Annotated in this window: 11 protein-coding genes; 8 read left to right on the top strand and 3 right to left on the bottom strand. The window is 37.3% G+C overall.

Annotated features, from left to right (window positions below; all coding sequences use genetic code 11):
- Window positions 1-72 precede the first annotated feature (72 nt).
- Window positions 73-1,008 carry a malate dehydrogenase gene (gene mdh / locus DV428_RS04725; RefSeq protein ID WP_005634845.1) on the top strand — a complete coding sequence of 312 codons (936 nt, stop codon included), beginning with the start codon at window positions 73-75 and terminating at the stop codon, window positions 1,006-1,008.
- Window positions 1,009-1,094: 86 nt separating this feature from the next.
- Here mdh and lysS read toward each other — a convergent pair whose 3' ends face one another.
- On the bottom strand, window positions 1,095-2,603 hold the full coding sequence (gene lysS / locus DV428_RS04730) for a lysine--tRNA ligase (protein WP_114908860.1): 1,509 nt from the start codon (window positions 2,601-2,603) through the stop codon (window positions 1,095-1,097).
- A gap of 111 nt (window positions 2,604-2,714) precedes the next feature.
- Window positions 2,715-3,813 (bottom strand): peptide chain release factor 2 gene (gene prfB / locus DV428_RS04735; protein ID WP_114908861.1). Its coding sequence is split into 2 segments (ribosomal slippage): window positions 2,715-3,737 and window positions 3,739-3,813, totalling 1,098 coding nucleotides; the frame shifts between segments, so codons are not numbered across the junction.
- A 132-nt stretch (window positions 3,814-3,945) separates the two neighbouring features.
- Between prfB and dsbC the strand changes: the two genes are divergently transcribed.
- The 4 genes from dsbC (at window position 3,946) to mtnN (ending at window position 8,036) form a co-directional block, all read left to right on the top strand.
- Window positions 3,946-4,635, top strand: a complete 690-nt coding sequence (gene dsbC, locus DV428_RS04740) for a bifunctional protein-disulfide isomerase/oxidoreductase DsbC (RefSeq protein ID WP_114908862.1) — start codon at window positions 3,946-3,948, stop codon at window positions 4,633-4,635.
- A 287-nt stretch (window positions 4,636-4,922) separates the two neighbouring features.
- The gene (gene recJ / locus DV428_RS04745) at window positions 4,923-6,650 is read left to right on the top strand and encodes a single-stranded-DNA-specific exonuclease RecJ (protein ID WP_114908863.1); all 1,728 of its coding nucleotides are present in this window, start codon (window positions 4,923-4,925) and stop codon (window positions 6,648-6,650) included.
- The gene (locus DV428_RS04750; protein WP_162790774.1) at window positions 6,643-7,347 is read left to right on the top strand and encodes a thiol:disulfide interchange protein DsbA/DsbL; all 705 of its coding nucleotides are present in this window, start codon (window positions 6,643-6,645) and stop codon (window positions 7,345-7,347) included. Before recJ ends, DV428_RS04750 begins: the two co-directional genes overlap by 8 nt.
- Window positions 7,347-8,036, top strand: a complete 690-nt coding sequence (mtnN, locus tag DV428_RS04755) for a 5'-methylthioadenosine/S-adenosylhomocysteine nucleosidase (RefSeq protein WP_114908864.1) — start codon at window positions 7,347-7,349, stop codon at window positions 8,034-8,036. The genes DV428_RS04750 and mtnN overlap by 1 nt, the downstream gene beginning before the upstream one ends.
- A 97-nt stretch (window positions 8,037-8,133) precedes the next feature.
- Here mtnN and DV428_RS04760 read toward each other — a convergent pair whose 3' ends face one another.
- Entirely contained in the window at window positions 8,134-11,001 is a 2,868-nt protein-coding gene (locus tag DV428_RS04760) for a TonB-dependent receptor domain-containing protein (protein WP_114908865.1), read from the bottom strand.
- Between the two features lie 295 nt (window positions 11,002-11,296).
- On the opposite strand from DV428_RS04760, the gene cmk reads away from it, so the two are divergent.
- The 3 genes from cmk (at window position 11,297) to DV428_RS04775 (ending at window position 14,123) form a co-directional block, all read left to right on the top strand.
- Complete coding sequence (gene cmk / locus DV428_RS04765; RefSeq protein WP_162790775.1) at window positions 11,297-11,974, top strand: (d)CMP kinase; 678 nt, start codon at window positions 11,297-11,299, stop codon at window positions 11,972-11,974.
- 96 nt (window positions 11,975-12,070) lie between these two features.
- Window positions 12,071-13,720 (top strand): 30S ribosomal protein S1, encoded by a 1,650-nt coding sequence (rpsA, locus tag DV428_RS04770; protein WP_114908866.1) that lies wholly within the window; start codon window positions 12,071-12,073, stop codon window positions 13,718-13,720.
- A gap of 121 nt (window positions 13,721-13,841) precedes the next feature.
- On the top strand, window positions 13,842-14,123 hold the full coding sequence (locus DV428_RS04775) for an integration host factor subunit beta (RefSeq protein WP_005629286.1): 282 nt from the start codon (window positions 13,842-13,844) through the stop codon (window positions 14,121-14,123).
- Window positions 14,124-14,190: the final 67 nt, after the last annotated feature.

A 14,190-nucleotide genomic window follows, 5' to 3' on the forward strand; every position in this document is an offset into this window, starting at 1 on the left:
TCTGTTTGTAATTGTGAGATGAAAATTTTAAAATCAGGTCATCTTAAATTAACTAACACATAAGGAGTATTTATGAAAGTTGCAGTATTAGGCGCCGCAGGCGGTATTGGTCAAGCATTAGCGTTATTACTAAAACTTCAGTTGCCTGCTGGTTCAGATTTAGCATTATATGATATTGCCCCTGTTACCCCAGGTGTTGCAGTGGATGTGAGCCATATTCCAACTGCAGTGAATGTGAAAGGTTTTTCTGGTGAAGATCCAACGCCAGCACTTGAAGGTGCGGATGTTGTATTAATTTCTGCTGGTGTTGCGCGTAAACCTGGTATGGATCGTTCAGATTTATTCAATATTAATGCAGGCATTGTTCGTGGTTTAATTGAAAAAGTCGCGGTTACTTGCCCGAAAGCGTGCGTTGGTATCATCACTAACCCAGTAAATACTACCGTTGCGATTGCTGCAGAAGTATTGAAAAAAGCAGGCGTTTACGACAAACGTAAATTATTTGGTGTAACAACTTTAGACGTGTTACGTTCTGAAACTTTTGTGGCTGAATTAAAAGGTTTAAATGTTTCTCGTACGAGCGTTCCTGTTATTGGTGGTCACTCAGGTGTAACTATTCTTCCATTACTTTCTCAAGTTCAATATGCTGAATGGAATGAAGATGAAATCGAACCATTAACAAAACGTATACAAAATGCAGGTACAGAAGTGGTCAATGCAAAAGCGGGTGGTGGTTCTGCAACTCTTTCAATGGCGCAAGCTGCAGCGCGTTTTGCTCGTTCTTTAGTGAAAGGATTAAGTGGCGAGACGGTTGTTGAATGTACTTATGTTGAAGGTGACGGCAAATATGCTCGTTTCTTCTCTCAGCCAGTTCGTTTAGGTAAAGAAGGTGTAGAAGAAATTTTACCAATTGGCCCATTAAGCAATTTTGAACAACAAGCCTTAGAAAATATGTTGCCGACTTTACGTGCAGATATTGAATTAGGTGAAAAATTTATTAATGGTTAATCATTAAAAAGTAAGGGGAGCGTTAGCTCCCTTTTTCATGTTTCGATAAAAAAGCCACCAAATGGTGGCTTTTGTTTGTATCTTTATTATTTCTGACGCATTGCCGGGAATAAGATAACATCACGAATTGATGGTGCATTCGCATAAAGCATCGCTAAACGGTCGATACCTAAACCTTCACCAGCTGTTGGTGGTAAGCCGTGTTCTAGCGCAACAACAAAGTCTTCATCTTTAAACATTGCTTCATCATCGCCAGCTTCTTTCGCAGCGACTTGTGCATCAAAACGTTCATTTTGATCTTCCGCGTCATTTAATTCTGAGAAACCATTACCGATTTCACGACCGCCGATAAAGAGTTCAAAGCGATCTGTAACATCTGGGTTTTCATCATTACGACGTGCAAGTGGCGAAATTTCCGCAGGGTGAGCCATTAAGAATGTTGGTTGAATTAAGTGATGTTCAGCCACTTCTTCAAAGATTGCATTGACAATGCTACCTAAACCCCAAGATTTTTGTACTTCAATACCTAAGCGTTCAGCCGTGGCTTTTGCACGATCAAAATCATATAAATCTTCTTTTACGATACCTTTGTCTGCACCGTATTTAATGGTTGCATCGTGTAACGTAATACGTTCGAATGGTTTACCAAAATCAAATTCGTATTCACCGTATTTCACAATAGTAGTACCAAGAATATCAATCGCTAATTTACGAAGAAGTTCTTCGGTATTATCCATTAAATCATGGTAGTCCGCATAAGCTTGGTAGTATTCAAGCATGGTAAATTCTGGATTATGGCGAACAGAAACCCCTTCATTACGGAAGTTACGGTTTAATTCAAATACTCGTTCAAATCCACCAACGACTAAGCGTTTTAAATAAAGTTCAGGTGCGATACGTAAATACATATCCACATCTAATGCATTGTGATGGGTTACGAAAGGACGCGCAGATGCACCGCCTGGAATCACTTGTAACATTGGCGTTTCCACTTCCATAAAACCTTTAGAAATGAAATATTCACGAATACCCGCGACAACTTTAGAACGAATAATAAAAGTGCGGCGAGATTCTTCGTTAGAAATTAAATCTAAATAACGTTGGCGATAGCGAACTTCTTGGTCGGTTAAACCATGGAATTTGTCTGGTAATGGGCGAAGAGCTTTAGTTAAAAGTTGAACTTCAGTGGTTTTAACGGTGAGTTCATCTGTTTTTGTTTTAAATAAAGTGCCTTTAACGCCAACGATGTCACCTAAATCCCAAGTACCAACGTCATCTTTATAAACGCCTTCAGGCAAATTATCGCGTGCAACATAAAGCTGGATTTTACCGCTCATATCTTGAATGGTGATAAACGTCGCCTTACCCATTGCACGGCGAGTCATAATACGGCCAGCAACTTGTACTTCAACGTTTTTCTCTTTTAAGATTTCACCGTCTTCTGCATCATATTGATTGTGCAAATCTTGTGCGAGAGCATCACGACGAAATTTGTTTGGAAATGCATTACCTTTTGCACGTAATGCGGCTAATTTTTCACGACGAACGAGCATTTCGCCATTGAGATCTAATTCTTTAACTTCTTGTTCTGACATGTTGTTTACCTTTAATTTTAACTTTAAAAATACCTTCAAAAATAACCGCACTTTTGGGTTATTTCTATGATGAGATAAGTAATGTGTCTTTACTTATCCTGCAAATCATGATTAAAACCCAGCTTTTAAACTCGCTTCAATAAATCGATCTAAATCACCGTCTAATACGGCTTGGGTGTTACGGTTTTCCACACCAGTACGCAAATCTTTAATGCGTGAATCGTCTAATACGTAAGAGCGAATTTGGCTTCCCCAACCAATGTCAGATTTATTATCTTCCATTGCTTGCTTATCTGCATTTTTCTTCTGTAATTCAAGCTCATACAATTTCGCTTTTAATTGTTTCATCGCTTGATCTTTGTTCTTGTGCTGTGAACGGTCATTTTGACATTGCACAACTATGCCACTTGGCATATGGGTAATTCGTACTGCACTTTCTGTTTTGTTTACGTGCTGACCACCTGCTCCCGATGCACGATAAACATCAATACGTAAATCAGCAGGATTGATTTCAATATCAATATCATCATCAATTTCAGGGTAGACAAATGCTGCGCTGAATGATGTATGACGACGGTTATTGGAATCAAATGGACTTTTACGCACTAAACGATGAATCCCTGTTTCTGTTCGTAACCAACCAAAGGCATATTCACCGCTCACTTTAATCGTTGCCGATTTCAATCCAGCTACATCACCGTCAGAGACTTCCATCAGTTCTGTTTTAAAACCTTTGCTTTCAGCCCAACGGAGATACATACGGAGCAACATTTCTGTCCAATCTTGAGCTTCCGTACCGCCAGAACCAGCTTGTAAGTCCACATAGCAATCGCAAGCATCATGTTCGCCACTAAACATTCGACGGAACTCTAATTTTTCGAGTTGTTGTTCGAGTTCATCTAATTCAGCTACCGCTTCATTGAAGGTATCTTCGTCTTCTGCTTCGATGGCAAGTTCTAATAATCCATCAACATCTTCTAAACCTTGTTCTAAATTTTTGATGGTATTTACAACTTGTTCTAAAGAAACGCGTTCTTTACCAAGCGCTTGGGCTTTATCTGGATCATTCCAAATATCTGGCTGTTCTAATTCCGCATTGACTTCTTCTAAACGCTCAACTTTGGCATCGAAGTCAAAGATACCCCCGAAGCACCGAAGTGCGGTCGGATAAGTCGGTGATTTTATTTTTTACAGGATTGATTTCAAACATAATAAATTCACTGTGTGATAAAGTGTGGAATTATATGCTATTTTCTGATTTTTGGATAGTTTGACCTTGCAGAAATTAGCAATCTCTCTATAATTTCAGACTTTCTTACTCAAGCTAATTTAGGAACAAAAAATGAAGAAAATTTTTACCGCACTTTTGTGCGTGGCTGCGGCTAATGCAATGGCAAACGATGCCATAATTAAAAGCAAATTACAGTCTCTTGGCGCATCCAATATTGATGTGAAATCCTCGCCAATTTCAGGTATCAAAACTGCCGTAACAGATCAAGGTGTGCTTTATGTGACGGAAGATGGAAAATATGCTTTTCAAGGTAAACTTTACGAGCTCACAAATAGTGGTCCTGTTGATGTAGCGGGTAAAATTTTAGTGGATAAACTTAATTCTTATAAAAATGAGATGATTGTTTATCCCGCTAAAAATGAAAAGCATGTTGTGACGGTATTTATGGATATTACTTGCCATTATTGCCATTTATTACATCAGCAATTAAAAGAATATAACGATCTTGGTATTACCGTGCGTTATTTAGCTTTCCCTCGTGCGGGCATGAATAACCAAACTGCAAAACAAATGGAAGCAATTTGGACGGATAAAGATCCTGTTTTTGCTTTAAATGAAGCAGAAAAAGGCAATTTACCGAAAGAAGTTAAAACCCCAAATGTTGTGAAAAAGCATTATGAATTAGGTGCGCAATTTGGCGTAAATGGCACACCAAGTATTGTTACCTCAACTGGTGAGCTTATTGGCGGTTATTTAAAACCAGCTGATTTATTGAGCGCACTTGAAGAAACAGCGAAATAATTTTATAATAAAAAGCAAGGGGCAGATGCCTACCCCTTGTATTTAGTCGGTTATGCTTAATGTGCTGGGGAGCTTAAAAGCATTAACAATACTGAGACTATGATATAAATACATAATTTAGGCATTATTAAAATCCTTAGCTGACACAATAGTTAGACTAATGCTCAGCAGGGCTTTTAACCCCTGTCAGCATTCAGGGTTAAAAGCCCTGACCGACAGGAAAAAGTATAGATAAAAGAGCTGTTGATTTCAACAGCTTTTTGCTTTTAGATATGAATTAATATCCAGTGAAAAAACTTATCAAACGCCGTGAAATTCCAATTGGAAATTCTGTTTCAAACCATCCGTTATTAGATCGCCTTTATCGCGCACGCCATATTCAAAACACCGAAGAATTAGACCGCACTTTAAAATCAATGCTGAATCCAAATCAGCTATATGGTATTGAGCAAGCCGTAAATTTATTAGTGAAAGCTTACCAACAACAGCAAAAAATAGTGATTGTTGGGGATTTTGATGCTGATGGTGCAACTAGCACAGCATTGAGTGTGCTGGCTTTAAGACAACTTGGTTTTGCTGACGTGGATTATCTTGTACCAAATCGATTTGAACAAGGTTATGGTTTGAGTATTCCTGTGGCTGAAATGGCGATTGAAAAGGGTGTTCAGCTGTTAATGACGGTGGATAATGGTGTTTCGTCTTTTGAAGGCGTTGCATTTTTGAAAGAGAAAGGTGTGCGTGTTTTAGTGACGGATCATCATTTACCACCCGAAACTTTGCCGCCAGCTGATGCCATTGTTAATCCTAATTTAAGTCAGTGTGGTTTTCCTTCAAAATCCTTAGCGGGCGTTGGTGTTGCGTTTTATTTGATGTTAGCCGTACGAGCAAAATTTCGTGAACTCGGTATTTTTACTGCAGAAACACAACCTAATTTTACTGACTTGCTCGATCTAGTGGCATTGGGTACTGTCGCGGATGTTGTACCTTTAGATCAAAATAATCGTATCCTTGCTTATCAAGGTTTAATGCGGATTCGTGCACGGCGTTGTCGTCCTGGTATTATTGCGTTGGCTGAAGTGGCCAACCGCAATGTTGAACAGTTTACTTCAAGTGATCTCGGTTTTTGTATCGGACCTCGTTTAAATGCAGCGGGGCGTTTAGACAATATGTCGATTGGGGTAGAGCTTTTACTGGTGGACGATATGCTAAAAGCCAGAGAATTAGCGTTAGATCTTGACCAACTCAACCAAACGCGTAAAGAAATTGAAGCTGGCATGAAGCTTGAGGCGCTAGAAATTTGCCAAAATCTCACCGCTCTTTTTAAAGAGTTACCTTCGGGGATTACACTTTATCAACCCGATTGGCATCAAGGTGTGTTGGGCATTGTGTCATCTCGGATTAAAGAGCAATATCATCGCCCTGTGGTTGCCTTCGCGAAAGATAGTGAGGGGATTTTGAAAGGTTCTGCTCGTTCTATTGAAGGTTTGCATATGCGTGATGTTTTAGAGCGTATTCATTCGCAACATCCTAATATGATTTTAAAATTTGGTGGCCATGCGATGGCTGCGGGATTAAGCCTCCGAGAAGAACACTTTGACGATTTCCAACATGTTTTTAATCAAACCGTTGCCGATTGGCTTGATGAAGAACATTTACAAGGTGTCATCTGGACCGATGGTGAATTAAATTCAAATGAATTTAATCTTGAAACGGCAGAACTGATAAAATCAGCAGGCCCTTGGGGACAAGCTTTCCCAGAGCCTTGTTTTGATGGCGAATTTAAAATTTTAGACCAACGTGCAATTGGGCAAAATAAAAACCATCTCAAAATGTTAGTAGAGCCAAAACAAGGCGGACCTTTATTAGATGCAGTTGCGTTTAATATTGATACAAGATTGTATCCCGATCTTTCAATTAAACAGGCGAGATTTGCATATAAATTGGATGTTAATGAGTTTCGTGGTAACCGAAATGTACAGCTTTTAGTGGAATATATTGAAGCGATTGATGAGTAATATTTTGAAATTTTATGGATTATTGGTATTAGGTTTATTTGGGTTTACATTATCGGTTCTAGCCGAGGTAAATCAAAAAGAATTTTCTACTCAAAATCCACCGCACTTACCATCTTCTGATGTCATGCATTTTGAAGATGGGCGGGATTATTTTTCTTATCAAGAGCCTATTGAACAAGCGCCTAGAGCGGATAAAAAAATACGTATTCAATTCTTTTTTGATTACGATTGCCGCGTATGTTCGTCAGCGCAAGATATTTTAGAGCTTTATAGTCAAATGCGTACAAATAAAGTTGCGTTGGAACAATATCCTATTGCAACTGCGGATAGTCAGTTTAGCGCACGCATTTTTTATACCTTGCAAGCACTAAGTGCGGGTGAATTATCTAATGTTTTATTATTTGAAACTTCAGAAAAATCCCGTTATGCAGAGTTGTCTGCTACAAATAAAATTCAACAATGGGCGGAAGAACAAGGGCTAGATAAGCCGTTATTTATTCAAACTGAAAATTCAGAAAGAGTAAAAGAACAAATTCAAGATGCGATTGAATTGACGGAAGAATATGGTGTTTTTACCTATCCTTACGTTGTCATTGGGGGAAAATATGTACTCACGGCGAGCACGCTTTATAACGATGATTATAGCGTGGCTGTGCTAGATTTTTTGGTAAATAAAATAGAACAGGAACAAAAGTGATGAAAATCGGAATTGTTGGCGCAATGGCGCAAGAAGTAGAAATTTTAAAAAATTTAATGGCAGAGAGAACTGAAACTCGAGTAGCAAGTGCGGTAATTTTTGAAGGCAAAATTAATGGTAAAGATGTTGCATTATTGCAATCAGGTATTGGCAAAGTGGCCGCTGCAATTGGCACGACGGCATTGTTGCAATTAGCCAAGCCAGATTTTGTGATCAATACTGGTTCTGCGGGTGGGGTAGCAAAAGGCTTGAAAGTGGGGGATATTGTAATTTCTGATGAAACACGCTACCACGATGCGGATGTGACAGCTTTTGGCTATGAAAAAGGGCAGTTGCCCGCTAATCCCGCAGCATTTTTATCTGACAAAAAACTGGCTGACATCGCTCAAGAAATCGCAGAAAAGCAAGGACAATCAGTAAAACGTGGTTTAATTTGCTCTGGCGATAGTTTTATTAATAGCGAAGATAAAATTGCACAAATAAAAGCAGACTTCCCGAATGTGACAGGTGTTGAAATGGAAGCGACAGCGATTGCTCAAGTTTGTTATGCTTTTAATGTGCCTTTTGTGGTAGTTCGAGCTATTTCGGATGGAGGAGATGGTGAAGCGAGTATGTCATTTGAAGAGTTCTTACCGTTAGCTGCAAAACAGTCTTCGGCGTTAGTGTTGGGGATGATTGATAGACTGTAGTAATAATCTTTTAATAAGATAATAAATTCTAAAATTGAATTATAAACATTATTTAAAAAGGCATAGCTTATTAGCTATGCCTTTTTATATGAGCCAATTAGAATTTATAATTTAAACTCAGAATATAAGTTCTTCCACGTGCAAAGTTATAAAGTACAGATTTATCTTTTCCTCCATCTTCACAAGTATTATTTTTACTACAAATTGAATCATTTAAGCTTGAATAATAGCGCTGTGAAGCAGCATCATTGCCTGAGTCTAAAGGATCAACATAACGTTTATCTAGTAGGTTTTGTACTTCAGCTTTGATAATTAAATCTTTAACAGGTTCATAACTTACATGCAAATCTAAAATAATCGGTTGTTTATTAATTTCCTCTGTTTTCTTTATAGCATAATAAGTTCGTTCATGGCTCGTATTTAATTCAAATTGAGAACCGTTAATATAATCTTCTTGAATGGTTGCTCGTTTACTTTTCCCATAGTAACGTGCTGCGATACCAAGAGTTAATTTTTGATCAAACCAGCGAGAGCCAAGTTCTAATCTTCCATAATCTTTCGGTAACATTGAGATACGAGATAGACCATAACCTTGTTTCAGAATATCATCTTTTGATGCGTTGTTAGGACGTGGGCTTGCGTCCGCATAATTGGTTGGTTGATTTGTTCGTTGGTATGCATAAGATAGATTTGCAAAGAAACGTCCCATGTCATAATTTACTTCTAACTCAACACCGCTCTTTTTCACAATAGGCTTATAATTTTGATGAGCAATGGTAAATCTAAATCCATTATTAGCTGCCCAGTCAGGAACAACGCCATCTCTCCACCATACACCATATACATTATGAATATAATTTTTGATAAAGCTGCGATAGCCCACTAGTTTTAAACCTAATATATCTTCTTTAGTGAAAATGCCTTTTTTATAGGTATTAAATCCAAGTTGATAAGTTTCAGCTCGCTCAGGTTTTAATGCCGTATTTACCCCAACGTCAGATGCTTGAGAGAAGAACATTTCTTGAATATTTGGCATTCTATGTGTGCGCGAATAGGTGAAAAACGGCATAAAATAATTATTGATATCTGCGCTAAGTGTTGCTGAGTGATTTATTGCTGTTTTATGTCCTGATTTATGCAAAATCGGTTCATTAATTTGTGTTGGTGTATTTTCGTAACCTACATACTCACCATTAAATGCATAATGCGTAAAATTGACACTATAGTCTAAATGGTAAATTCCTTTAGAAAGTGCGGTATCAAAATAAACAGTTTTAAATTTTTGTTTACCGGAAGGTTGTAAGATCACTGAACGTTGTGGTAATCCGCTTTTGCTTCCTTGGAAGCGACCTAAATAGCTATAGTTTCCTTGGGAGTGTGATTCATTGTTATAAAACAAACTTAATTCTTCAGGAAAACGGTTTTTACTATACTCATTAATAAAGTAGTTAAAGCCTAATGTGGTTTTTAAATCAATTTCTTTTGGCAATAAAAAAGTATAGCTATTGTTAATATCAATAATATTTGCCACATTCTTTGTAATTAATTTATCTTCTACTTGCCAACCAGAAAAGAATGCACCTTTAGGATAAATAGTTTTACCTAAGTTATGTGCTACCATTAGATTTAGATCAAGATAGCGATTATTATTAAAATTATAATTTAATTGATAATTACGATTTTCGATTTTTCGAGAACCAATTTTATTATCAAGGGTACGTATTTGTGCACCTAAGGTATGGTTGTCATCGCCATATTCAAATTTTAATAAATGGCTACGAGAACGAGATTGCAAACTACCTGGCTCAATAGGGGCAACACTATATTGATCTTTATTGCGCTCAAATGAGTCATTTGTAGAATTTACTTCATCCTGTAATTCAGGTATTTCTTGAGGCTGAGTGCCATTTGCTAATTCTTTTAAAATTTTCTTTCTTGTTTCATTTTTATAGTTATCAAGTTGATAGCGAGATGTATTGTAACGTGGCTCATCTGGCGTGTCCTCTTCACTAATATAATCGTAATTTTCTTCTTGTCGTTCAATTCGAGTAATACAGCCTGGTGTTCTTGTTTCTATAGTTCCAGTGAGTTCATCGGTTGTCGTAATTGGGTCTGTATTTCCATTAAATGTTGGATTAGGTGCGTTACAAGACCAATGATTTTTGTTTAAATCAGGTGTCCACTGTCCAGCTGAATTTAAAACATAACCTGCATTGTGGAAATAGGCTTCTTTTTCTTTAGCAAGAATATCTTGTCCAAGCGAAGACAATCGTTCTCCTCCACCAATAAGATAATCTTGTGAAACTTCACGTTGACTGTAACCATATACCACACCAACATAACCACCATTATCCAGCCATTTTCTGCCTGCAGCCATTGTCATAAAATTCGATTTAGTTGCATTGCTCCCCGTCATTCCTTTTACGATGAGTCCAAATGGTTTGTCATCAGTAATAACATCATTAACACCTAGCGTTCTAAAATTGGCACTACCAGATAAGGTATTTACGCCATTAGAACCTGAAAAGTTGCTTTTATTGACATCGACACCAGCAATGAAGTTAGGATCAAGCGATGCACCGAATTGAGAATTACCACCAGATTGACCTGAGTCCATGGCTGTAGAGTAAAAAGTTTGTGTGACTCCATCGACCATAGTATTGACACGACCTAACCCATTTTCGCCACGAATATTAACAGAAACTACGCCAGAGCCTTTATCTTGTTGAGTAAATGCACCAGGGATACTTCGAATGACTTGATCGATAGTCTGGGTTTCTTTAAAAATATGCTCTCGGGTACTTTTCGCTTTTGCTTCCGTAAAAGGTTTTTTATCGTTAGCGACATTTTTTTCTACTACATCAATTTGATCTAATGTTTCTTCAGCTTTTGCATCAACGATAGAAACACTAAGGGTATTGATTAAGCAGAGTGTGATTAAATTTAATTTAATAACTCTCTTCATTACATATCCTTATTGTTTTTTTTGAGAAAGATTCTCATTATCTTATTATATTTTGTAAAACTCAATGGTTTTTTATTAAAATTAATATAAAACCGCGAAAAAATGAAAAAATTAATTTTAAAAGGTGGAGGATAAGTAGAGTAGCTCCTTAACTAAAAAAAGCTTATAGGTGCGTGTTTGTTATTTTTTTATTCTTTGTTAATGGATCTTGAGTTAAGTTTGAAAGGTGGCAATAGCGAAATAGAGTGTTTATCTCTATAATACGTCAACTTTTGATAAGTAAAGGATAAGTTATATGGGAACGATTATTACCGTTGATGGTCCTAGCGGTGCCGGGAAAGGTACGCTTTGTTACGCTTTGGCAGAAAAGCTAGGTTATGCGTTATTGGATAGTGGAGCAATTTATCGCGTTACAGCATTAGCTGCATTACAACGTAAAACTGATTTAACAAATGAATTGGCGTTAGCCGAATTAGCTCGTCATTTAGATATTCAATTTATTCCTCAAAATGGCGAGGTGAATATTTTGCTTGCTGGCATGAATGTAAGCCATTTAATTCGCACTCAAGAAGTCGCTGATGCCGCATCTAAAGTAGCTGTGTTTCCAGAAGTGCGGTCAGCTTTGCTACAACTTCAGCAAGATTTTGCGAAAAATGATGGATTAATTGCTGATGGTAGAGATATGGGGACTGTAGTATTCCCGAATGCTCAAGTGAAGTTATTTTTAGATGCGAGTGCTGAAGAGCGTGCAAAAAGACGCTATAAACAGTTGCAAAATAAAGGAATAAATGGTAACTTTGAGCAGATTTTAGCCGAGATAAAAGAGCGTGATTTTCGTGATAGAAATCGAGAGGTCGCGCCTCTAAAACCGGCTGATGATGCTTTATTATTGGATAGCACAACGTTGAGTATTGATGAAGTTATTGATCAGGCGTTAGCTTATATTCAAGAAAAGGTGTCAGTTTCGATTTAACTGTTTGTTCAAGGAAGAATAAGCATTTATCCTCAACCCCGCATTTTATGGATTTTAATGTGGATGTTATTAACTTAAATTAAGAAGATTATTTATATGTCAGAATCTTTTGCTCAACTTTTTGAAGAATCATTAAAAGGCCTTGAAACTCGTCAAGGTTCAATCGTTAGCGGTACTGTAGTAGCTATCCAAAAAGGCTTTGTGCTTGTTGATGCAGGTTTAAAATCTGAGTCTGCAATCCCAGTTGCTGAATTCTTAAATGCACAAGGCGAACTTGAAATCCAAGTTGGCGATACTGTAAATGTTGCATTAGATGCAGTTGAAGATGGTTTCGGTGAAACTAAACTTTCTCGTGAGAAAGCTGTTCGTCACGAATCTTGGATTGAATTAGAAAAAGCTTACGAAGAAAAAGCGACCGTTATCGGTTTAATCAACGGCAAAGTGAAAGGTGGCTTCACAGTTGAGTTAAACGGTGTTCGTGCATTCTTACCGGGTTCTTTAGTTGATACTCGTCCAGCGCGTGAAGCAGATCACTTACTTGGTAAAGAATTAGAATTCAAAGTAATCAAATTAGATCAAAAACGTAACAACGTTGTTGTTTCTCGTCGTGCAGTGATTGAATCTGAAAACAGCCAAGAACGTGAACAAGTATTAGAAAATCTTGTTGAAGGTTCAGAAGTTAAAGGTATCGTTAAAAACTTAACTGAGTACGGTGCATTCGTTGATCTTGGTGGTGTTGATGGTTTATTACATATCACAGATATGGCTTGGAAACGTGTTAAACATCCAAGCGAAATCGTGAATGTTGGCGATGAAGTTACTGTTAAAGTATTAAAATTTGATAAAGATCGTACTCGTGTATCTTTAGGCTTAAAACAATTAGGTCAAGATCCATGGGCTGCAATTGCTGAAAATCACCCAGTAAACAGCAAATTAACTGGTAAAGTAACTAACTTAACAGACTATGGTTGTTTTGTTGAGATCTTAGATGGCGTTGAAGGTTTAGTTCACGTTTCTGAAATGGATTGGACTAACAAAAATATCCACCCATCTAAAGTTGTTAGCTTAGGCGATACTGTTGAAGTAATGGTATTAGAAATTGATGAAGAACGTCGTCGTATTTCTTTAGGCTTAAAACAATGTAAAGCTAACCCATGGACTCAATTTGCTGAAACTCACAATAAAGGCGATAAAGTAACTGGTAAAATCAAGTCTATCACTGATTTTGGTATCTTCATCGGTCTTGAAGGTGGTATCGATGGTTTAGTTCACTTATCTGATATTTCTTGGAATGTATCAGGTGAAGAAGCTGTTCGTAACTACAAAAAAGGTGACGAAGTTTCTGCAGTAGTATTAGCTGTTGATGCAGTGAAAGAGCGTATCTCTTTAGGTATCAAACAACTTGAAGAAGATCCATTCAATAACTTCGTAGCAATCAACAAAAAAGGCGCTGTAGTATCTGCAACTGTAGTTGAAGCAGATGTAAAAGGTGCTAAAGTTGAATTAGCGGGTGGTGTTGAAGGTTATATCCGCGCAGCTGATTTAACAAATGAAGTTGCTGCAGGTGATGTAGTTGAAGCTAAATACACTGGTGTAGATCGTAAATCTCGTATCGTTCACTTATCAGTGAAAGCAAAAGATCAAGCTGAAGAAGCTGCTGCAGTTGCAAATGTGAATAACAAACAAGAAGAAGTTGCTATTCCAAACGCAATGGCTGAAGCATTTAAAGCAGCTAAAGGTGAATAATTAATTCACGTAATAAGGCTGGGCTCATGTCCAGCCTTATTTTTAGGGCTTATTGCTAATACATTGAAATAATGTATTAGCAATAAATCTTAATTTGAATAATATTAAGGGAGAAAAGACGATGACTAAGTCAGAACTTATAGAAAAATTATTAGCGAAACATCCGACTTTACCCGTAAAAGAAATCGAAAATATGGTAAAAGATATTTTGGAGTTTATTTCTCAATCTCTTGAAAATGGCGATCGTGTTGAGTTGAGAGGATTTGGAAGTTTTTCACTGCATTATCGTAATCCTCGTTTAGGGCGTAATCCCAAAACGGGTGATTCTGTTAAATTAGAAGCTAAATCTGTACCGCACTTTAAAGCAGGTAAAGAATTAAAAGAGCGTGTAGATATTTATTAATAAAATTAAAATGCTTGAATATGCCTTTTAAACTACAACCTTTACCATTATTTAGAAAAGCCATATT

The organism is Haemophilus haemolyticus (assembly GCF_003352385.1).
Taxonomy (GTDB): domain Bacteria; phylum Pseudomonadota; class Gammaproteobacteria; order Enterobacterales; family Pasteurellaceae; genus Haemophilus; species Haemophilus haemolyticus_I.

Coding starts and splice junctions, on each gene's coding strand:
- DV428_RS04775 (WP_005629286.1), top strand. CDS start 13,842: ATGACTAAGTCAGAACTTATAGAAAAATTATTAGCGAAACATCCGACT.
- lysS (WP_114908860.1), bottom strand. CDS start 2,603: ATGTCAGAACAAGAAGTTAAAGAATTAGATCTCAATGGCGAAATGCTC.
- DV428_RS04750 (WP_162790774.1), top strand. CDS start 6,643: ATGAGTAATATTTTGAAATTTTATGGATTATTGGTATTAGGTTTATTT.
- cmk (WP_162790775.1), top strand. CDS start 11,297: ATGGGAACGATTATTACCGTTGATGGTCCTAGCGGTGCCGGGAAAGGT.
- DV428_RS04760 (WP_114908865.1), bottom strand. CDS start 11,001: ATGAAGAGAGTTATTAAATTAAATTTAATCACACTCTGCTTAATCAAT.
- rpsA (WP_114908866.1), top strand. CDS start 12,071: ATGTCAGAATCTTTTGCTCAACTTTTTGAAGAATCATTAAAAGGCCTT.
- mdh (WP_005634845.1), top strand. CDS start 73: ATGAAAGTTGCAGTATTAGGCGCCGCAGGCGGTATTGGTCAAGCATTA.
- mtnN (WP_114908864.1), top strand. CDS start 7,347: ATGAAAATCGGAATTGTTGGCGCAATGGCGCAAGAAGTAGAAATTTTA.
- dsbC (WP_114908862.1), top strand. CDS start 3,946: ATGAAGAAAATTTTTACCGCACTTTTGTGCGTGGCTGCGGCTAATGCA.